This window comes from Thiofilum flexile DSM 14609 (assembly GCF_000380185.1).
GTDB classification, from domain to species: Bacteria; Pseudomonadota; Gammaproteobacteria; order Thiotrichales; family Thiotrichaceae; genus Thiofilum; species Thiofilum flexile.
In genome coordinates, this window is sequence record NZ_KB904746.1 from 181,410 (window position 1) to 202,593 (window position 21,184).

Below are 21,184 nucleotides of genomic sequence, written 5' to 3' on the forward strand. Positions count from 1 at the left end.
AAGACAAACACCCGTACACGAGACCGTGCTAACTGTTGGAACAGGAATCCTTCGATGATGGGTTTAAAAGAAGAGCTGTGCAAGCTGTCTGGCTAGAGATTATGGCAGCATTTTTGCCGTTAACACAAGCTAAAAAACCCGTTCAATCCGTATAATACCTGATTACATCACTCATAATTTACGGATTGGATAAGGCCGGTAACAATTTGCTAGCCCAATTTGCGGGTAGACGATAAGTTAAACCCATTTCTCGATTAGTAAGTTTCAAATCCTGCTCTGTGCGCTCTATCTGAAAACGGATAGGTTGATTATCTTTGAGCTTAAGCTCCACTACAGGTAGATCAGGCGCTACATTTGCCACACTTTCTACCCCAATCGCACTCGCCGATTGCCAATCAGAACGTAGATCAAAATTAGTTGAACGCGTGCCATTAGGAAAAATAACTTCCTGCACCTCGGTATGTGAAGGTATTAAAGTGCGTGCAACTAAATCTAAGGTACTGCCGCTTAAAAGCCCAGAAATGACTTCCGATACTAATACAAGCTGATTATTTACTAATAAATAACGCTGGGTAGTCACCGGATTGCTTTTTCCAAACCCAATCAATTGACCATTAAAGATTAACTGAGTTTTAAGTGGATTTAAATCAAAACTAGCTAAATCCAATGATTCTACCGCATAGCTTGTTATAATAGGCTCTTGTATCAAGGTAATTAATTGCGTGATTTTTACCGGATTCGCCTCTACTGCATAGGGTTTCGCCATAAGCCAAGTTTTACCCTGCTTGTTAAACTCAATACGCTCTGGATTATTCGTATCAAGATAACGCTCTACTACAATAGTATTCAGCTCTGCAGGTTTAATAGTTAATAATGTATTACTCTCCTTGCTAGTCTGCAAAGATTGCGAAGCCCAATAGCCCCCGATGCCTAATACTAAAAGCAAAATAGCTAGTGCAATATTTAGCCAAAGCCGTTGACTCATACTACTCATAAACGCCGCCTCTTTAACCAAACTCGCACCCCTATTCCTATGAGAATTAATGGCAAGCCTAATAAGAAAAACAATGCCAAAATCACGCCCATACGTGGCTCTAGATTAAAGGTTAAATCCGGTGCAGGATTCATTTTTATGCCTACTAAACTATCATCACGACTTAACCAATTAAAGATTTGTACTGCTAAATCTAAATTCCCCCCCTCACCTATAAAACCATTAGTCATGAAATCACTGTCCCCAATCACCACAATACGTTGTTGTTTATTAGCAGCACTATCTTTATCTGACTCCATACTACGCACAAGACTTAAGCCAATAGTAATCGGCCCTATGATATCACCCTTAGTATCATCATAAACCACCTTGGCTTGTAATGGATCAACCTCTAACCAGCTTTGTGGTAGAGTTTTTAAAAACTCTTCTACTTTCCAAGTTATCGCTGCATTTTTAGCTTCATTAGGGTTCGACCTTATCATGGTAGAAAAAGGAAATAGCGTTTGAATTTTTAAATTTTTGGTTAATTGGGAGCGTGGATCGTAATCGATCACGGGGACAACGGCTGGATGCTTTATGCCTAACATAGCTTGTAGGCGTTCATTGGCATCGACTACTGTCCCTATAGGTATTTGAATAGTAAGTAAATCTTCTAAAGGAGTTAAGCCCTTTAGCTCGCCTGGATCCTGTAGCCATAATAAATTCCCACCCTGCTGAATATATTCTTCTAGTAGTTTTACCTCCGCCGCTAATAGCTCACTTTGAGGTGCTGCTAATACTACTAAACTAGCATTAGTGGGAATAGATTGGGTTCTTAATAAATTATGTGGTTGAATTTTAAAACCGCTTTTTTCTAATAAATCGGTTAAACGTGATAGCCCATTTGATTCTGTCCATAAGGGTTGCCGCTCCCCATGCCCTTCAATAAATACGACTATACGTTCTGATGAGCGTGTCATACGGATTAAAGCACTCACTATTTCGGACTCATTAGCAGAAGTTAGTAACTCTTTTTGTTGATTTGGAGCCTCGCCTAACTTTAAAACTAACTGACCACTATATTGAACACCATCCTCAGCCGCTTGCTTAGGTGCTAAATCAGGGTTTAATGCGGTAAATTTGATATCTGGCTTAATACGCTGGTATTTTTTTATAACTTTTTCAACTTTTGTTCTTAAATCATCATCATTGGGCAAATAAGCGACTACCTCTAATGGCTTATTAATTGTTTTTAATAGCTGCTCAGTATTTGTGCTCAGGCTATTACGATTACCATAAGTCCAATCAAACTCATAGGAGAATAATGTACTAACAAAGGCTATGCCACCGATAATAGCTAATAAGATGATATAAAAAAACAAGCTATTTAACTGCAGGTGCCGATGTGTTGATTTTGTCATTTTCATATTACTTATCCCTGCAAGCGATCACTATCTAATTTATGAATAGTGAGCACTAAAAATCCTACTATAAATAATAGATAATAAATTAAATCGGTGGTATTAAAAATACCCTCTAAAAATGCACTAAAATGACCGAAATGTGATAAGTAAACAAATAATGAACTAGCTGAATTAGCGGAACTACCCGAAATATAAATAACCACTAAAAAGAGGAGTAAACCAAAAGTACTCATTGCTGCAATAATAGGTTGTTTCGTTAGAGAAGATAAAAACAATCCCGCAGCGGCAAAAGAAGCTAATAATAATACTAAACCGAGCACAGCGGCACTAAATTTCCCCCAATCTAGATTAGCACCTAATGCTAGAGAAAATGGCATTAAAGAAATCATAAAAATAATAATTAAGATAAAAATCATTAAGCCTAAATACTTACCTAATACAATTTGAGTACTTGATATAGGTGCTGACTTTAATAATACTAACGTTTTATTCATACGCTCTTCGGCGAGTAAACGCATAGTCAGCAGCGGCATAACCGCTAACATAATAACACCCGCCCATAAATAAAGGCTGGCAATAACAATATCAGTAAGTCCGGGGGCATTATCTTGTCCCGCTAAAGCAGGTTGTAATACATTAATATATTGATCTAGAGTATAGAGAAAAATAAAAGCTAAGATCGCTTGTAAAATAGCTAAAATAATCCAAGCCATGGGTGAGTAAAACATGCGCTTTAACTCATTGCTAGCCACCATAAACATCCTATTAGCTCCTAATTTAATCCTGACTCTTGATGAACTAAGCTCATAAATACCTGCTCTAATGAGTACGTTGTCGGAGTTAAGCTTTTAATTTTTATATTATTTTTCACACAAAGCTCAGCCAATAGTGGCGCTACATTCACCCCCCGCTCATGGCTTAACTCATACTTAGCATAGCCTTTCATTTGCACCGCTTGTATTTGGGGCAAGCTCTGTAGTAATTCAGTCGGAATTTCTGATTCACACTCTAGTGTTATTAGTTTATCTAACTCACCTGTTAGATTTACTAAACTATCATTGAAAACCGATTTGCCTTTATCAATCATTTGTACCCGATCACAAATGGCTTGTACTTCTGGCAAAATATGAGTCGATAGAATCACCGCATGACTATCACCTAATTCACGAATCAGGGTGCGAATTTCCCGAATTTGAATAGGATCTAGCCCTACAGTAGGCTCATCTAGAATAACCACCTCAGGTTGGTGTAGAATAGCTTGAGCAATACCAATTCTTTGTTGGTAACCTTTAGATAGATTATTAATGAGTCTATGCTTGACATCCTCTAAATAACAGCGTCTACAGGCTTGCGTAACTAATGCCTTGCGTTCTTTGGGCTTAATCTGATGCAGTTGAGCACAATACTCTAGGTATTCATTGACCGTCAAATCACGATATAAGGGAGGATTTTCCGGTAAATACCCTATAAATCGCTTAGCTATTTTAGGTTGATCAACCAAATCAATCCCTTTAATAGTAATCTGCCCCTCAGTGGGTGATAAGTTACCGGTTAACATTTGCAGGGTAGTTGATTTACCTGCACCATTAGGCCCTAATAACCCCAATACCTCTCCTTGTTTTAATTGGAGGGACAAATCGTGTACAACTTTATACCCCCTAAATTCACGTGTTAATCCAACAGCTTGGAGCAAGACATTGACTTCCATACCTTCGTTTCCTTTTATTTATTATCACATGCCATTTATCTTCGATTAATTTGACGAATATCAATCTTCTTTCTAGTATTAACGCCATTATGGGCTGAGGAAAATCATAACATGATGAAGGAATCTGCTAAACAGTGGTATTTACTCACCAGTAAACCTCATAAGGATGCCTTAGCTGAGCATCATTTAGTTAATCAAGGCTATAGTGTCTACCGCCCCCTCGCACAGCGCTTACGTACTCGTCGAGGTAAGCAAGAAACCGTTGTTGAGTCGCTATTTCCACGCTATCTTTTTATTGAACTCAATCGTATTGATGATAATTGGGCACCAATTCGCTCTACGGTAGGCGTACAAGGCTTTGTGCGTTTTGGTGATATGCCAGCCCCTGTCCCTTCCCATTTAATCGAGTACTTACATCTACATGAGTCCACCTTAAGCGCACGTGCCATTGATCTGGATCGCTTTCATACAGGTGACTCGGTCATCATTAAAGACGGCCCCTTTCGAGGACTTATCGGTATTTTTCAACAATATGATGGTGAGCAACGTGCCATTATCTTATTAGAAATCCTCCACAAAGCGACCCCGCTTAAAGTCAACCCCGCACAAGTCATGGCTGCCTGATTTTAATAGCGTATTAATAATTCAATAAACGCCCCCCCTCGACGGCAATAATTTGCCCGGTGATGTAGTGCGCGTCTTGAATTAAAAAGCTGATGGCTTTAGCGATGTCTTCCGGTGTACCCGCTCGCTTTAAAGCGGTGCGGGACAGGGTATGCTCTTGATGCTCAGCAGAAACTCCTTGTTCAGGCCATAAAATGGCTCCGGGTGCTACTCCATTGACTCGAATCTCTGCCCCTAATTCGCGAGCTAATAACTGTGTCGCCATCACCAAACCCGCCTTGGCTACCCCATAAGCTATATACCCGCTATGGGGACGCATGCCATGAATATCGACCATATTCACGATACAGCCTTGTGTTTGTTTCAGATACGGCGCTACCGCTTGGGCTAGAAAAATGGGAGCCGTTAAATTCACCCCTAGCAGATCATGCCATTGGGTGAGCGTTAAACTCTCTAATGGGGTGGCATAGTAGGTCGAAGCATTATTGATCAGAACATCCAAGCATCCGGTATGAGCGACAGCCTGTGTGACTATATCCTTTAAACTCTCCGTTACTAATAAATCACCCTGTACTAAGGCACAGGATAAAGGACGTTTAGCATTTAATTCTTGCGCTAATTGTTGTGCTTCACTTTCCGCTTGATGGTAATGGATAATGACAGTAGCCCCCTGAGCGTGTAAAAAACGGGCGGTAACCGCACCAATACGTTTTGCCGCTCCGGTGAGTAGTACCGTTTTACCCTGTAAAGTATCCGCTCCCAATGGTCACCCCTAGAATTAAGTATTAATCATATGCAACGAATGCCTTTGCCCTTACCTAGTCAGGAAGAGTTAGCTCATAGTCAATTACTGCACGCTCATATCCTGCAGCATATTCAAGCTAGCCCATCTCATTCCATCAGCTTTTATGACTATATGAATAAGGCCTTGTATGAGCCTTATTTAGGTTATTATGTAGCGGGCAAAACCTGTATTGGTACAGAAGGCGATTTTATAACCGCGCCGGAATTATCCGACTTATTCTCTATGAGCATAGCTCAGCACTGTCTATCTTTTTTGCAAAATGAACCCCATAGCACGGTACTAGAGCTAGGAGCCGGTAGTGGCAAAATGGCTGCCACCTTGCTCTCGTATTGGGAAGCTCATCATGTATTACCAGCACATTATTACATATTAGAGCCTAGCCCCACGCTCAAAGCCCAACAATTCACCACTCTAAGTACCACACTCCCCCATCTTATAGCTAGAGTTACTTGGCTAGAGCATTTACCAGAATCAGGTTTTACTGGGATTATTGTAGGCAATGAAGTACTCGATGCTATGCCCATTGAGTTACTGCGGTATGAGCACGGTCAGTATCAACAAGTACAGGTAACCGAGCAAAACCAGCAACTCAGCCTAATCACCCAGCCCTTGCCTTCCTATCTGCAACCCTTAGTAGCTCAACTGCCGCTGCCTAATATAGAGGGCTATACTACCGAACTTAACCCACAGCTCAATGCTTGGGTCAATGCCTTAGGTGCATTACTCACACAGGGGTTTTTATTACTCATTGATTATGGCTACGCACAGTCAGACTACTATCACCCTGACCGCAGCAGCGGCACCCTGCAATGCTTTTATCGTCACCATGTACATGACAACCCGCTACTCTATCCGGGCTTACAAGATATTACCGCCAGTGTTGACTTTGATGCCCTCACGGAAGCGGCCTTAAAAGCAGGCTTTCACACAGCGGATTGGACTACACAGGCGCATTTTCTACTACAAAACGGCTTAGCTGAACATTTCCAACAGTGCCTAAACGAATCTCCCACACAAAGCTATGCCCTAGCCCAACAAATACGAATTCTCACTCTACCTGCTGAAATGGGCGAGCGCTTTAAGGTCTTTCGGGCGGATAAAGGTTTTGAGGTTAAATAACTTAGGACTAAGGCTAGGCTTATAAAACCCAGCCTTAATCACTAAAGTGGCTCTTTTACTGTGAAGTAGCCGGTTGAGTACAATATTTACCATTAATATCTGGAATACAGTATTGGGTACTATATTCAGCAACAGGTAGTTTACTAATCTGTTGCCCTGCGGCTGTTAGTTTTTCCACATAGTCCACGAAAGACTGAGCATAATCGAGATAGGTATTGGTTTTTAGGCTATCATCGATATCAGCAAAGGTTAGATAACCATCCTGACCACTCGCGGTGAAGCTATTAGTCACTACTTTATAACTCTTAGTGAGATCAATAGCGCTCCACTCCCCTGCTACGCGTGAATTAACCTCTAAATTAGAAATACGTGACCCTTTAGCTTCCGATAAATTCACCGTCCAACGTAAACCTGCTGCATAAGGATAAGAACCCGTAGAGCCTGACATAGTCGCATCCATCGCATCTTCCAACACCGCTTTAATCTGCTGTCCTGTCATAGTAATTTCAGTCAAGGTATTAGCAAAGGGCAAGAGGGTATAGGCGGTTTCCACACTGACATTGCCGGCTGGCACATCAATGCGCACGCCCCCGCCATTTTGGATACAAACATCGGAGCTTTTGCTCATTTCAAGGAAACCTTTGGCTACAATATTGCTGATATCGCTCCCGCGCTGCCAAGTCAGGTCTTTACAACCTGCAATCGTACTGCGCCCCTGCCCCGGTACTCGTTCAAAACAAAGATTTTCACTCGCTACCCCAATAATCTTGTTAGCAAAATTAGTCTTTTGATCTTGGAAAGGTTTTAACACCGCATTCGTTGCGGCATCAGGTGTTACAAGGGAAAAAGGAGCTTGCTGTAAAGCGGTCATCACCGTTTGTACCGCTGTAACACTAGAACTACCCGCTTTAATAGCGGCAGCATCAGCATTTACGGTAGTACTATCAACGGTTTTTAATTGGCTAACTAATAAGTGCGGTATACCTGAGCAAGCCACTACCTCACCATCATCATTAAATTTAACATCCAATTCGCCGATAATTTGTGAGTATTGCCAAGCTTGTGCCACACACACGCGCTTACCTTCAGCATCACGCGCAAAGGAGGGGTAATCACCTTCAGGACTCAAACTGACATCATTATAAGCATTGCCTAACAAACTGTGCGAATCACCACCCACAATCACATCCACACCCGTAAGTTTAGCGGCTAGCGCTAAGTCACGGTCATAGCCATGATGAGACAGTATCACAATCTTATTTACACCGAGTCCTTTAAGCTCATTAATATACTTTTGCGCTGTGCTAGCTTCATCTAAAAATACCGTAGTTGCATCGGGGCTAGAGGACGCTTTCGTTTTATCCGCAACAGTAATACCAATAATACCAACCTTCTGACCACCCAGTGTTTTGATGGTATACGGCTTTAAATAATCCGTTGCACTAGTTGAAGTTAAGGGTGAAGTCCCTACTTGAGGTTGAGTATTCGCACTTAATGCTACAGGTGGACAACTACCTGCCTTGAGATAATCTAAAAACTTCACTAAGCCTGCATCACCACTATCAAACTCATGATTCCCCATTGTTATCGCATCAAAGCACGCTTGGTTTAGTGCTGCTGCATCGGACTCACCCTTAGTCAAACTAAAGTACACCGTGCCGGTAATCGCATCCCCCGCATGTAGTTTTAAAACAGGCACAGTTGCCGCCGCACTCAGCTCTTTTAACCCTGCCACCACATTAGCAAACCCGCCAGTGGTTAAAGTCGCTATACTGTCACCAATAGCGACTGTGGTGCTATCAGGATCGGTATGGGAGTGGTGATCATTAATATGCAAAATCTTAAATTGAAAACTACCTGTCACGGCAGCTAATGCTTGTTGTAAAGCCGTTATAGTCGTGGCAGTGCTGGCTAGATTGGTTAATTGACAGGCTGTTAGCGCATCATCGGTGCTAAATCCACAAGCAGTAGGCAATGTTGTCGCCGCCGCACTAATATCTAAACCATTCGCGACATTATTATCGGCATCAAGGCTGTGTAATAAACGTGCTAAACGCACCGATTTGGCGTCAGTCAGCCCTGTTTCACCGGTAAAATCATTCGGTAAAATCACCGGAGCCGCCTTAACCGTCAGGGTAGTACTAGGCGGTAAGGTAAAAGTCACCGTCTGACCTTCATAATAAAAATATTCGCCTTGAGCATTGGTAATACAACTAGATTCACAAGCAGCAGAGGTATAAGCCAACCCTTGTACCGGGGCGCTACTAATGACCTTACCCACAAAACGCTCAGTCATCGTGACCGTAGTATTAGAACTAGAATCACCACCGCAACCGCTCACCAAAATACCCATACTCAGAGCCATCATGAGCACTAATGGAGTTTTTACCTTCATATATTGAGCCTATATCATTAGTAATAAAGAAAACCGACCTATCATAAAAATCTATTGTGACAAACTTATTAAGCCCACTGAGTGCTAAACTTGGTTAACCTACTCCATTCCTTAACCGTGATACGAGACTACCGATGTGGCTGCGATTGAAACCAAGCTCAAGCAATGGCTAGAAGCCAATCTCATTAATACTGAACAATATCAGGCCATTGAGCACTTTGAAGCTGAGCATAATCCGCCGCGCCGCTTATGGATCTCCGTCATGCTCTTAGGGGTGGCGGTGATGGGGCTAGGGATTATTTCACTCATTGCAGCTAATTGGGCATTTATCCCATTATTAGCTAAATTATTCCTAGCACTAACTACCTTACTTTCAGTAGGGATTAGTGTTTGGGTCTTAGACCAACATCAGCACCCACTAGGGTTTGAAACAGCGCTCACCGGCTTTTTAATTGGTTGCCTCGCCATGATTGGGTTAACCTCACAGCTCTTTCATTTAGGCGGTCAGTGGTATCACGCCTTATTCGCTTGGGGGGTTATGACTCTGCCCCTAGTATTATTTGCTCGACGTTTATTTGCACGCTTTTTGTGGGTCAGTATTAGCTTAACTGGACTCATATGGACTGTTTTAGCACTCCCCTCACCCGACATACCTTTTGAAGTTATTTTACAAGTATTACCCATACTAAGCTTTTTAATGGCGGTTATTACTTACTATGCCACTGTTTTGCTTAAACCCCTCACTAACTTAAGTAGCAGCACCTTATTTTGGATGCAGTTTAGTGGCTTAGTCGCACTCGGTTATATTGATGGTTTACGCACCTTAGGAGAGCAGACTGATTTAGCGAGTTACTGGTATATTACTGTTTTAATATTAAGTGCTTTAGTAGGGATTGGCATTGTTTTAAACCGAAAATATTCACTCTTAAATCGCATCTTATTAATTAGTTGCTTACTATTATTATTAATCTACTATCACCCCACCCTATTCTTTAATGGTATAACGTATTACAACTATTTCTGGTCGAGTAATACTACAACTGCATGGTGGCAGGCCGATGATATTCGTGCCCCTATTTTAACCCTCATGATCTTAGCGCTCTATGCCACTCATGTGGGTAATCAGGGCTTAACCACTAGCTTTACGATTGTTACCTTATTAATCGGGGTACGATTTATTATTCTCTATTTTCAGGCATTAGGTGGATTAGCCGCAACGGGGCTAGGACTCATTGTGTCAGGAGCCTTATTAATTGCGATTGCATGGGCTTGGCAACACTATCGTAAATCACTACAACAATGGACTCAGGAGTTAAGCCTATGAAGCGTGCGCAACAACTCGCTCTAGCCATTGCCCTACCTTTAGCATTATTAACCAGCAATGCTGCGTGGCATGTTTATCAATTAAATCAAGGTGTAGAGATTCATTTACCCATTCAAGGCTTTGATCCGCGCGATTTACTAGCGGGACATTATCTAACCTATCAGGTGGATTATGGCTTAGGCGATTTTTGCCCTAGGGAAGCTATCAATGCAGCAAGACAACGCCACACCCTATGTTTACACCCCAAACAAAGTACCGCTACCGCAGACTGCACTTTGCCCCTAGAAGGATTTTGCAATCAAGAAGGATTTAAGGCAGGGATTGAGCGTTTTTATATTCCAGAACAATATGCCGATGATCTAGATAAAGCTATTCGCGGACAAAAAGGCGAAATTGTGATTATGGTTAAAAGTGGCAAAGCTACACTAAAAAGCCTACTCATCGAACATAAACCTTGGCTGGAGTTTATTCAAAGGAACATCACTAAATGAGCCTTAAACTATTCATAGATACAAATAGTCTCATAGCATCATCGGTCATTGGCTCAAAAAACTCGAAATGCTGATAAAATTGTAATGCAGAGTCGTCCAATGCGTCTAAAATAACTCCATAAGCGGGTAAGCCCTGTTGAGCTAATTGTACTGCATGGCGTAAAGCACTAATTAATACTTTTGCTCCTAATCCCTTACCTTGATGCTGTTTGGCAATAGCTAATCTCGCTAACATAATCACCGGAATAGGATAGCTAGGTAAAGATTGTTGAGTAGGGATACTTGCGCGACTCACTGTTACACCGGCTAGCGTATAATAAGCCGCAATAGGTTGCTTTATCTCGGTACTTTCTTCTACTAATACCCAGGTGCTACTTAAACCTAATTCAGCATGCTTGACAGCAAATCGATTTAAAAACTGATTCATAGCCAACTGACCACAATCAAAACTCTTCAAATCGTGGCAAGTCTTATCCAAAGGAACTATGGTTTGAATAAAAGCCACTGTCTAAAAACCTTCAGTATCTAAGCGCTTAATAGCTTTTAAAATACGTGGACTAGGTGCTTTTGTTTGTTTACATAGTTCAGCAAAGCGATCAAATTGGGTATTAGTCAATACCATATTAGTATTGCCCGCTAATACTTTAGGCGCATCATCTTGAATTAAACGCACTAAATATTCTGTAACCGTAACACCTAAAGCACTTGCAGCGCGTTCTGCTAATAATTTGACTTGTTCATTGACACGCATATCAATACGTTGAGCGGATACACTCATGACTACTACTTCCATACTTATGAGTATGCTCATCATATTGTACGGAAATAATTCGTACAAATTATATTTTCTTAACCCAGCTCAGGTACATCAATCACTAAATCGGAGCGGGCATAGCCGACACAGACCAAACCTTTACCTGCCATTTTATCTTCCTCGAATAAGGCCAATGGCTCACTTTTATATACCATTTTACCGGAGACCATATGGCTTAAGCACACCCCACACAGTCCGCCCCCACATCCCCAAGGTATGGGAATTTTTTGCCTTAAAGCGGCTTGTAAAATGGTTTCATGCGCTAGAGCTTCAAAGGTGTGAGCGGTACGAGCCAAGGTGATTTTATAGCTCATCATGGCAAATCAAACTGATAATAGGTCTGGTTGAGATAGAGTGTGACTTGTTGAATTTCTTCATCAAATAAACGCGCTGATAGATTAGCATCACACCGTCGCACCTGAGCAAGGAGTTCGGAGTAATTATTTATACGACGCTCTAAACGAGTATAGACTGAGCTATCGTGACAACTAATACAGTTTTTATCATGAATCGCTTTACCGGCCTGAATTTGTGCATCACTGACCTCTATCGTTGAGGAAGTTGGGCGTGAGACACGTGTATCTTCTTTGTTATCGCAACCAACTAACCATAAGGCCAGCACTAGTAAACTAATATAGTTAACCCTTTCCATGTTTTATCTCATCAATCCATTGCATTAAGCGCTTAACCACGCCTCGATGCGGTTGTAGCCAATTCAACCCTGCCTGCCCTGCTTGTCTGCGCTGTTCAGGATACTCCAACCAAGTGCTAACTTGCTGCTCTAATCCTTGCGCCGCTGTGACTAATACGGCTCCCCCCACTTCAATCAAAGGGGGATAAATATCCGCAAAATTATGAACGTGATTACCACTAACCACTGGCACACTAAGCGCAATAGCCTCTAATGGATTATGCCCACCCTGTGGAATCAAACTGCCACCCACAAAGGCACTATCAGCCGCCGCATACCAGTACAATAACTCACCCATCGTATCCCCAACAATAATATCGGTTTGCCCCGTAAAAGCAGCGGCAGTACTACGTCGCACCACGGAGAATGGCGTATGTTGTGCCAACTCTGCTACAGCATTAAAACGTTCAGGATGACGGGGGACAATTACTAATAATAAGGCAGGGAACTTCATTTTAAGTGCATGGAACACCTGAAGAATAATTTCATCTTCTCCTGCATGGGTACTAGCCGCTACCCAAACCGGACGCTCCATACCCCAACTTTGGCGCAACATACTTCCTCGCTCGGCTAAATCCGGAGGTAAATTAAGATCGAATTTAATATTGCCCGCGACCTTTAGCACTATAGGATTGGCACCTAATAACTTAAAGTATTCAGCATCTTGGGGACTGCGGGCAGCGATTAAACTAACCGCTTGTAGGGTAGGCTGGACTAATGTTTGAAACTTTTGATACCCCTTGAAGGACTTAGGGGATAAACGCGCATTTAATAAGGCTATGGGAATAGAGCGCTTAGCACATTGAGCATAAAGATTAGCCCATAGCTCGGTTTCCATGATCAGCACGATATTAGGCTTAACTCGCTGCAAAAAACGGCTGACGGCATCAGGTAAATCATAGGGGATATAACTAGTTAATACTCGACCTTGAAAGAGACGTTGTACGGTTTGCGAGCCGGTTAATGTGGTTGAGGTAATCCACACATCATGCTCAGGATAAGTCGTAAGCAAAGCCTCAATCAATGGTTTAGCGGCTATCGTTTCCCCTACCGAGACTGCATGTAGCCAAATACATGGGCGTATAGATTCACGTTTTGGCACAAAACCTAAACGCTCAGCAAGACGCTCACGCTGCTGGGGTTGTTTAATACTGCGCCACAACACTCTACCTAGCAAAAATGGAGTCAAAGCATATAGCAGGGCACTATAAACCCCTCGTGCTACCTTCATACCCCTAATACCGCTTTAGCTACTTGCACATTATGGCGTAAATGCTCTGGATTAATCGTACCTAGCACCACACTGGTGACGGCTGCTTGGGCAAAGATAAAACTCAACGCTTGCTCCACAGGATCAGCGCCCCCGATTTTATCGAGATGACCACTCGCAAAAGCCTTTTTAATCAAGACCGCTTTTTGTTGTTTAGCCGCCGCTTCCAGTACAGGTAATTCATCGGTATAGGTCGGGTTATAGCTTGCCATTACCGCATCACAACCTAGCTCATAAGCCAGCAGCGCTCCCGCTACTGTCTTAGAGGAAATACCGACCGCACGAATATAGCCCTGTTGCTTCATGAGCATCAGAGTATCCAGCGCACCCTCTTCACGCAAAATACGCTCGTCATTACCATCGGAGTGAATTAGGACTAAATCTAAGTAGTCAGTTTTCAAATACCGCAGGCTACGCTCCACGCTTAAACGCACACCGTCACTACTAAAATCAAAGCTAGATTCACCGTCGATAAACGACTCACCTACTTTGGTTTCTAATACCCATTCATGACGGTGACGTAAATGCTTGCCTAGGCGTTCCTCACTCAGGCCATAGGCGGGTGCGGTATCAATAAGATTAATCCCCAACTCAAAGGCCAAACCCAGTAATTCATCTAGCTGTTTATCACTGGGCAGCTCAAAGCTTTGAGGATATTTAACCCCTTGATTTCGACCGAATTTAACCGTACCCAATCCTAAAGGACTGACTTGAATATCTGATAGTAATGCTCGTTTTTCCATGCGCCTAGTGTAACTGAAAGCTCACGGATTTGGCTTAGTGGAGATAAAAATTTCTGTATAGGCACGGTATAGCGCTAAAACGGTTATCGGCAATAACACTAATAACCCTAATCCAAAGGGTAATAAGGCCAAAAGTGTGAGCATGGTTTGAATAAACAAGAAAAATAATAATGCCCCTTTATTCAACCAAAAAGCACGCAAACTAGATTTCACCGCCAACCAAGCCGGTACTTTACGAAACAGCGCTAAAGCAGGAGCAAATAATAAAGCAATGGCAGCAAAGCAAACTGCTGCTATTTGAATTAAACTATTGAGTAAGGTGGTAAAAAAGGAATGCCCAACCTCCATACCGCGTTGTGCTTGGGCGAGCTCTGCTAACGTATAATTTAATACGGCAGGAGGCTGTAAAATTCGCCCACTAAAGCTGACTAGCAGCATTAAAACGGCTAAACCCAAACCTATCCATAGGAGTTGAGTGCGCTGCTCCGTTAATCCCAAAATAAAGGCAAATTGTTCCAACCCCGGTTCATACCCTTGTACGGCTCTACGCGCCATATAGAGTAAAGCGGCTATTACTAAGGGGAGTACGACATACATCAGCCAGTTTACCCCCGGAATCACTGCCACACCCAATAACATTAATGAACACACTAGGCTAACGAGTAGCCATTGCCATTTATAGCGATACCATAACTCATAGCCAAACTGATACCACTGCATCACTTGGGCTAGCGCAACTGTCTTAATTCTCATAATTGATTAAAGTCCCTTTATACGAGGATAGTCTTTACTAATTCTAGTGAAAATCAAGATCAGCTACTGCTAATTTTATGGCTTAAACTGAAGACTAAGCAGACAGGCGTGAAATTTAGAATACCTGCTCCCAAATAGGTTTAGCACTAGCAGGAGTTGCCATAGAAACTGTCTTTACAAAAGCGCTAGAGTGGGGTTTTAGTGTTGGCTCTAAGCGCTGGACTAACTCCTGCGCTAACATAGGTGCAAAGGCGAGTTTAGTCGACCAAGCTACTGTTACATTAGCCACCGTCCGCAAACTAGGCTTATCGGGTCGTGCCCCGCCTACCTGTGCAGCTTCGGCTCGATCCACATTCCACGTTCCCCAGTGTAAATGATTGAGATCTAGCCACGGTAATAAACTCTGTAATTCTTGTTGAGTTTCTTGAATCAATTGCTTCGGCGCTTTACCCACACCCAGCTCTGCTGGTTGCCCCCCCATATACCAAACCACTTGCCCATCATGGCTCAGATGCGAGGTTATTGTAATGCGTGGCTTGTCACTCATCCCCAAAGCATGAGCATAAATACGCGGTAAATCCCCCTTAGCTAATACCATTTGCAAAGGACGTAATTGCTGCACCGTCTCATTTTTGGGCAACAAGGGCCTCAATAATGCGCCATTACCCGCTCCAGCGGTGACAATAATATGTTGTGCTTGAATTAAAACCTTACCGCATTGAGCCAAAGCAGCTAAATAGTGATACTGCCCCTGCTCCTCGATCAAACTCGACTCACTACTATCCACAGCGATTAAATAATCAGCATAGTTTTGCTGAAAACTCGCTAAAACAGAGGGTATATCTAAGACTGGCTCATCTAATTGATAGAGCGCCCCTTTAAATTGAGCGGTCTGAAATAAATCGGGGTAATGGCCTTTATCTAGAGCTACCATACGGCTTTTCATAGCATGGCTGGCAAAAAAACCTGTTAAGCGCGAACCAATGCCGCCACTGGTCCATAATAATTGATGCTCAGTGAGTACCTGAGCTTGGGATAAATCCACCGCCCCCTCACCTTTTAGAGCTTTACGCCATAAGGCTGGCATATCCCCGATGGCTAAAGTGGCCTGACTTACTTGTCCGGTTAGAGCATATTTAGTGCCGCCATGAATAATCCCTTGTGAGGCAATGGTTTGCCCTTTACCTAACTCGTCAGTGACTAAAATAGCCTCATAGCCACGGCTACGCCATTCGGCTAAAGCCCATAGCCCTGCAATACCACCGCCCACTATTAATATATCGACTACCAAAACGTTATTTCCCTGCTCCATATTTTAATCCCATAATCGTATGACCTAATGCGATCCATTGAATAAATCGCCCAGTAGTGAGATAGGTATACACGATAAATACCGCAATACCAAAGGCTATTAAAGGTGAGAGATCCATGCCTAACCCCACCCAAAATAAAGCCATTGCCAAATTAATATAAAATGCCAATAGTACCCGTATGAATTTAGCTACCCGTCTTAAAAATGAAGCATCGGTCTTGGCTTCAATAGACTCACTAGCAAATGTGCTATTTTCTTCTTTATTCGTACTCAAATCCAGATAATTAAATACGGCATTCAAATAAACCTCTGGAAAAATATCGCGTAAATACTGCCAAGAACGCTCCCACTCTAACAAACTATCTAAATAACTTAACACTACTGGCTTTATATAGAGTGTATTTGCAGCCAACTCTGTATTATTAAGTGATTTATAATTAACACTAGCTATTTTTTCAAATACATAGGTACTGACTTTAATGCGCCACTCTAAATCCTGTAATAAGGGGCTGCGCTTTAGAAAACTCCAATTAGCGACCTGATTAACCTCCTCAGGAGTTGCCAAAAGCTGCTCTAGCCAGTTCTCAGTACGCAACCACTCTTGTTCTAATTGCTGCTCAATTGTAGGTAAATTATGGCTTTTATTAGCAGAATCCACATCTATCTTATCCTCATCCTGCATTTCCTTAGGATTAGGAACTATCGGAGCAAGGACGACTTCGGTTGGTGTCTCTTTAGACTCTAACTCTACTGGGGATATAGCAGAGAGTGGACATACGGTTGAAGTCACTACTGTTATTTCAGGCGCTACTGTAGGCTGCTCAAAACTAGTGGTTTCGGCAGGCTCAGCCTTTTCTTCCTCTGCCTGATCTTGATAATCTTTAGAATAATCTGCCGCACTCAGTGCCTGTTGATAGGCCTCATAAAGTGCCTGAAAAGCGGCTGCATTTTCCTCTGGGCGTGTTACTTTCAACCGTTGGGCATAGGCTTTTTTAATTAGCTTTTTATCATTTGTGGCTGCAATGCCTAGCTCATCCCAAGGTGACATTTAAAAGAGTCGATCCTGTTCAAATTGGGATAAAAATTCATCAAACTGTTCGCGTGCTTCGAGTGCAGCTTGAGGATCTTGGTGCTCTAACACCGCTTCAAACTGTTGCAACGCTTGAGCAATCAGTTGACGCTCATACTCCAAACGTCCTTCATAGAGGCGCTCGGCACGCGCTAATAATACTTTATTAGCCTCATCCTCCCGTGGGTGAAACTTCAAATGTCCCAAACGTTCTTGACTGGCCTTAAGCTCGGTATCCGATAATTGCCCAGGAGTATTTTGAATGAGAGCGTGATATTCCTGCCCAGTGGATAACACTTTAATATCCACCTCTAAGACCCCATTAGTATCGTAACTAAAACGCACGGCAATACTTTCCTCGCCTTTGCGTTTACGGGGTACTTTGACCGTTACTGCACCTAGCTTAATATTATTTTTAACTAAGCGACTTTCGCCTTGATAAATATCGATTTCAACCTCCGTTTGATTATCTTTAGAGGTAGTATAAAGCTGGACTCGACTAGCGGGAACGACGGTATTACGCTCAATAATGGGACTAAATAAAAACCCCTGTTGCCCATCGTAATCATTATTATTGACCACTCCAGTTCCTAACGAATAGGGGCAAACATCAGTCAACACTATATCGTCTAATGCAGCATCACGGGCTTTTAAACCGGCTTGAATAGAAGCTCCCATTGCTACGACTAAATCAGGATCGAGATTCGCCGAGGGCATGCGCCGAAATAATTTAGCTACCATGGTACGGAAGAACTGCATACGCGTAGCGCCGCCCACTAGAATCACATCATCGAGTTCAGAGGGCTTGAGTTTAGCGTCCCGTAAAGCGGTCTCAATCGGAAAACGAATGCGCTGTAATAAGGTTTCGCAATGGGTAATATAGTCCTCACGCTTAATGCTAATACGCTCGGATACTTGCGCTAAGAAGGGTTCTATATGTACTAACTCAGCACTATTAAACTGGCGCTTAGCTTGTTCTAGATGAGCATAGAGGGTTTGTAAGCTGTGGGAATCGAGTTGATTTTTAGTCAGTTTAGCCTGCTGTAAATACAGTCCTAGCAATATCTCTAAAAAGTCCTCGCCTCCTAGGAAATTATCGCCTGCCGAGGCATGTACTTCGAGCACACCCTCAAAGTATTCCATAATGGATACATCAAACGTCCCGCCCCCTAAGTCTAAGACCATAAATTGAGTGGATTCTGGTTTTTCATGCAAACCATAAGCGATAGCAGCGGCGGTTGGCTCATTAATGAGGCGCTCTACCCGTAAATGAGCTAATTGCGCTGCTAATAAAGTGGCTTTACGCTGATTATTATTAAAATAGGCGGGCACACTAATCACCGCCTCAGTGATCGGCTCGCCTAGATAAATCTCAGCATCTTCTTTAAGGCTACGTAGTACACAAGCGGATAATTCGGGTGCGGTATACTGTTTGCCACCAATCAGCAGTCGATCCGTGCCCATATAACGTTTAAAGACCGCAGCGGTTTGATTAGCATGTGTCAAAAGCCGCTCTTGGGCAACCTTACCGACGAGTATCATCCCCTTGCTATCAATATGCACCACTGATGGTGTTAAATACTCCCCTAAACGATTAGGAATCATCTCTACCTGTCCATTACGCCAGACCGCACATGCGCTATTAGTAGTACCTAAATCAATGCCGATGATACCCATAATGTCTCTACTTCATAATTTAATTAGCTGGCTTGCATGAGGTATCTGTCACTATTTGCAATTATCTTGAGTCACTAAAAATCACTTTTTGACAAAAGATATTGAAATAAAATTAACAAAATAACTTGATAAACACCGCTATGAATTGGATGCTCGCTGAAACTAAGCACTAGATACTTCAAACCAGTAATACACTCACCCGTATAAAACCATTGAACAGCCAAATGAATGTATAAAACCTTAACTGTAGCAAGACTAGATTTACATTTGATTACATTTTTAGTATTTTTGTAAAAAATAATCTCAGTATTTAAAATAATATATCTGTCTCTAGTGCTTTAATTATTATTAGCTCACTAATACTCACTAGATTCACTTATAAATTTTAGATTTAAATTAAAATACTTTTATCTATTTATATATGTTTTGCTCTTTTATTTAATGATAGTTTAGCACTATCTTTCATTTTTCTTTTTCCATGGTTTGAATTTTGGCAATAGTACGGGTCGTTGATACCCCATCTTTAAAGCTCAGTACCACCACCTCACCACCATTATCCCAGACACAACGGTTACCCGGAATTTTATGCGGATCATTATCGCCCCCTTTCACCAAATAATCGGGCTTAACTGCGCAGATTAGGCGCTCTGGTGTTTCCTCACTAAAGGAGACTACCCAATCGACAGCACCTAAAGCGGCCAATACCGTCATGCGATTCTCCATGGTATTGACGGGACGGGTTGGCCCTTTTAAACGGCGCACCGACTCATCGGTATTGACCGCGACAATGAGACGATCGCCTAATTGTTTGGCCTCAGTTAAATAAGTCACATGCCCCGCATGTAATAAATCAAAACAGCCATTAGTCATCACTACTGTTTCACCATGTAGACGAGCTTGCTGTACCGCTTCTAATAGCTCCGCCTCGGATACCACACCCTTACGGGGCACGGGATGAGCATGTAAAGCCTTATGTAACTCAGCCACAGTTACGGTCGCGGTTCCTACCTTAGCAACCACAATACCCGCTGCTAGATTCGCTAGCGCCATCGACTGCTCTAATGCTAATCCGGTAGCCATGGCTGCGGCTAGCACCGCTACCACCGTATCCCCAGCACCTGTGACATCAAACACTTCACGCGCACGGGTGGGTAAATTAATGGGAGCCTGTTGACCACTTAATAAGGTCATTCCTTGTTCACTGCGCGTAATCAGTAAATGCTCCAAATCACAACGCTGCATTAAAGCACGGCCTTTTTGAATCAGCTCCTCTTCGGTTTTCCAACTTCCTGCAGCAGCACTGAATTCACTTAAATTAGGCGTAATGACCGTAGCCCCTTGATAATCACTAAAATCAGCACTTTTAGGATCGACCACTACAGGCTTACCCGCCGCTTTTGCTCGTTGAATCAGCTCACGTGCGCGTTCTAAGGTTCCTTTGCGATAGTCAGAAATAATCACAACATCGTGTTCTGCTAATACCGCAGCAAAGTTATCGACTAATTGACTATGATCTTGCCCGGCAAAACCTTGCTCAAAATCAAGACGCAGCAATTGTTGATTACGGCTTAAGACCCGTAGTTTGGTGATCGTTGGTGTATTCGGGAGCGCCGTAAAATGCGTATTCACCCCTTTGGCCTGTAAGGAGCGCTCTAATGACTGCCCTGCTTCATCCTGACCAATATAGCCCATTAAAGTCGCTTTAGCGCCTAAGGTCGCAATATTGAGTGCCACATTCGCCGCGCCCCCCGGACGCTCTTCACTAGCCTGCACATGCACCACTGGCACCGGAGCTTCAGGAGAAATGCGTGAAGTCCCACCCGACCAATAACGATCCAGCATACAATCACCAATGACTAATACACGGGCACGCTCAAAAACAGGAATAGATAAGCTCATGACTCAAACTCTTATGTAATTATTGTTGGGTCTCAACAGCAGGTTAAAATGATAAATTAGCTTAACATGCTCACCCCTGCAGCGGCTACTATC

The 21,184-nt window shown here is 42.8% G+C and carries 21 protein-coding genes; 4 read left to right on the plus strand and 17 right to left on the minus strand.

The window, feature by feature from the left end:
* Window positions 1–178 precede the first annotated feature (178 nt).
* From A3IK_RS0100840 to A3IK_RS0100855, 4 genes are read right to left on the minus strand one after another with little or no spacing between them, the layout of a single operon-like run.
* A complete protein-coding gene (locus A3IK_RS0100840) occupies window positions 179–994 on the minus strand; it encodes a hypothetical protein (protein ID WP_020558060.1) in 816 nt (271 codons plus the stop codon).
* Window positions 991–2,400, minus strand: coding sequence for a GldG family protein (locus tag A3IK_RS0100845; RefSeq protein WP_020558061.1), 1,410 nt, complete (start codon window positions 2,398–2,400; stop codon window positions 991–993). Before A3IK_RS0100845 ends, A3IK_RS0100840 begins: the two co-directional genes overlap by 4 nt.
* A gap of 5 nt (window positions 2,401–2,405) precedes the next feature.
* Window positions 2,406–3,158 carry an ABC transporter permease subunit gene (locus A3IK_RS0100850; RefSeq protein ID WP_020558062.1) on the minus strand — a complete coding sequence of 251 codons (753 nt, stop codon included), beginning with the start codon at window positions 3,156–3,158 and terminating at the stop codon, window positions 2,406–2,408.
* An 11-nt stretch (window positions 3,159–3,169) separates the two neighbouring features.
* Window positions 3,170–4,105, minus strand: a complete 936-nt coding sequence (locus A3IK_RS0100855) for an ABC transporter ATP-binding protein (protein WP_020558063.1) — start codon at window positions 4,103–4,105, stop codon at window positions 3,170–3,172.
* A gap of 111 nt (window positions 4,106–4,216) precedes the next feature.
* Between A3IK_RS0100855 and rfaH the strand changes: the two genes are divergently transcribed.
* Entirely contained in the window at window positions 4,217–4,729 is a 513-nt protein-coding gene (rfaH, locus tag A3IK_RS0100860; protein WP_020558064.1) for a transcription/translation regulatory transformer protein RfaH, read from the plus strand.
* 13 nt (window positions 4,730–4,742) lie between these two features.
* Here the strand turns inward: rfaH and A3IK_RS0100865 are convergent, their stop codons facing one another.
* Complete coding sequence (locus A3IK_RS0100865; protein WP_020558065.1) at window positions 4,743–5,492, minus strand: pteridine reductase; 750 nt, start codon at window positions 5,490–5,492, stop codon at window positions 4,743–4,745.
* A gap of 30 nt (window positions 5,493–5,522) precedes the next feature.
* On the opposite strand from A3IK_RS0100865, the gene A3IK_RS18110 reads away from it, so the two are divergent.
* Window positions 5,523–6,653 carry a class I SAM-dependent methyltransferase gene (locus A3IK_RS18110; protein ID WP_051081526.1) on the plus strand — a complete coding sequence of 377 codons (1,131 nt, stop codon included), beginning with the start codon at window positions 5,523–5,525 and terminating at the stop codon, window positions 6,651–6,653.
* A 55-nt stretch (window positions 6,654–6,708) separates the two neighbouring features.
* Here A3IK_RS18110 and A3IK_RS18115 read toward each other — a convergent pair whose 3' ends face one another.
* Entirely contained in the window at window positions 6,709–9,048 is a 2,340-nt protein-coding gene (locus A3IK_RS18115) for a 5'-nucleotidase C-terminal domain-containing protein (protein ID WP_020558067.1), read from the minus strand.
* A gap of 136 nt (window positions 9,049–9,184) precedes the next feature.
* Between A3IK_RS18115 and A3IK_RS0100880 the strand changes: the two genes are divergently transcribed.
* Together A3IK_RS0100880 and A3IK_RS0100885 are read left to right on the plus strand one after the other, a co-directional pair.
* Window positions 9,185–10,372 (plus strand): DUF2157 domain-containing protein, encoded by a 1,188-nt coding sequence (locus A3IK_RS0100880; protein WP_020558068.1) that lies wholly within the window; start codon window positions 9,185–9,187, stop codon window positions 10,370–10,372.
* The gene (locus A3IK_RS0100885; protein ID WP_020558069.1) at window positions 10,369–10,863 is read left to right on the plus strand and encodes a GDYXXLXY domain-containing protein; all 495 of its coding nucleotides are present in this window, start codon (window positions 10,369–10,371) and stop codon (window positions 10,861–10,863) included. Before A3IK_RS0100880 ends, A3IK_RS0100885 begins: the two co-directional genes overlap by 4 nt.
* Here A3IK_RS0100885 and A3IK_RS0100890 read toward each other — a convergent pair.
* The 11 genes from A3IK_RS0100890 to hldE form a co-directional block, all read right to left on the minus strand.
* Window positions 10,856–11,368 (minus strand): GNAT family N-acetyltransferase, encoded by a 513-nt coding sequence (locus tag A3IK_RS0100890; RefSeq protein ID WP_040848417.1) that lies wholly within the window; start codon window positions 11,366–11,368, stop codon window positions 10,856–10,858. The genes A3IK_RS0100885 and A3IK_RS0100890 overlap by 8 nt on opposite strands.
* Window positions 11,369–11,371: 3 nt before the next feature.
* Window positions 11,372–11,641, minus strand: a complete 270-nt coding sequence (locus A3IK_RS0100895) for a type II toxin-antitoxin system TacA family antitoxin (protein ID WP_020558071.1) — start codon at window positions 11,639–11,641, stop codon at window positions 11,372–11,374.
* A 71-nt stretch (window positions 11,642–11,712) separates the two neighbouring features.
* Window positions 11,713–11,994: a 2Fe-2S iron-sulfur cluster-binding protein gene (locus A3IK_RS0100900; RefSeq protein ID WP_020558072.1), complete on the minus strand. Its 282-nt coding sequence runs from the start codon at window positions 11,992–11,994 to the stop codon at window positions 11,713–11,715.
* The gene (locus A3IK_RS18120; protein WP_020558073.1) at window positions 11,991–12,329 is read right to left on the minus strand and encodes a c-type cytochrome; all 339 of its coding nucleotides are present in this window, start codon (window positions 12,327–12,329) and stop codon (window positions 11,991–11,993) included. Before A3IK_RS18120 ends, A3IK_RS0100900 begins: the two co-directional genes overlap by 4 nt.
* Complete coding sequence (gene waaA, locus A3IK_RS0100910; protein WP_020558074.1) at window positions 12,316–13,599, minus strand: lipid IV(A) 3-deoxy-D-manno-octulosonic acid transferase; 1,284 nt, start codon at window positions 13,597–13,599, stop codon at window positions 12,316–12,318. The genes A3IK_RS18120 and waaA overlap by 14 nt, the downstream gene beginning before the upstream one ends.
* On the minus strand, window positions 13,596–14,381 hold the full coding sequence (locus A3IK_RS0100915) for an aldo/keto reductase (RefSeq protein WP_020558075.1): 786 nt from the start codon (window positions 14,379–14,381) through the stop codon (window positions 13,596–13,598). Before A3IK_RS0100915 ends, waaA begins: the two co-directional genes overlap by 4 nt.
* Before the next feature lie 21 nt (window positions 14,382–14,402).
* The gene (locus A3IK_RS19980; RefSeq protein ID WP_020558076.1) at window positions 14,403–15,134 is read right to left on the minus strand and encodes a DUF2189 domain-containing protein; all 732 of its coding nucleotides are present in this window, start codon (window positions 15,132–15,134) and stop codon (window positions 14,403–14,405) included.
* A 115-nt stretch (window positions 15,135–15,249) separates the two neighbouring features.
* Window positions 15,250–16,446, minus strand: a complete 1,197-nt coding sequence (locus A3IK_RS0100925; protein ID WP_020558077.1) for an FAD-dependent oxidoreductase — start codon at window positions 16,444–16,446, stop codon at window positions 15,250–15,252.
* Entirely contained in the window at window positions 16,430–17,494 is a 1,065-nt protein-coding gene (locus tag A3IK_RS0100930; RefSeq protein ID WP_020558078.1) for a hypothetical protein, read from the minus strand. The genes A3IK_RS0100925 and A3IK_RS0100930 overlap by 17 nt, the downstream gene beginning before the upstream one ends.
* The gene (locus A3IK_RS0100935) at window positions 17,495–19,192 is read right to left on the minus strand and encodes an Hsp70 family protein (RefSeq protein ID WP_020558079.1); all 1,698 of its coding nucleotides are present in this window, start codon (window positions 19,190–19,192) and stop codon (window positions 17,495–17,497) included.
* Between the two features lie 462 nt (window positions 19,193–19,654).
* On the minus strand, window positions 19,655–21,091 hold the full coding sequence (hldE, locus tag A3IK_RS0100940) for a bifunctional D-glycero-beta-D-manno-heptose-7-phosphate kinase/D-glycero-beta-D-manno-heptose 1-phosphate adenylyltransferase HldE (RefSeq protein ID WP_020558080.1): 1,437 nt from the start codon (window positions 21,089–21,091) through the stop codon (window positions 19,655–19,657).
* Window positions 21,092–21,184: the final 93 nt, after the last annotated feature.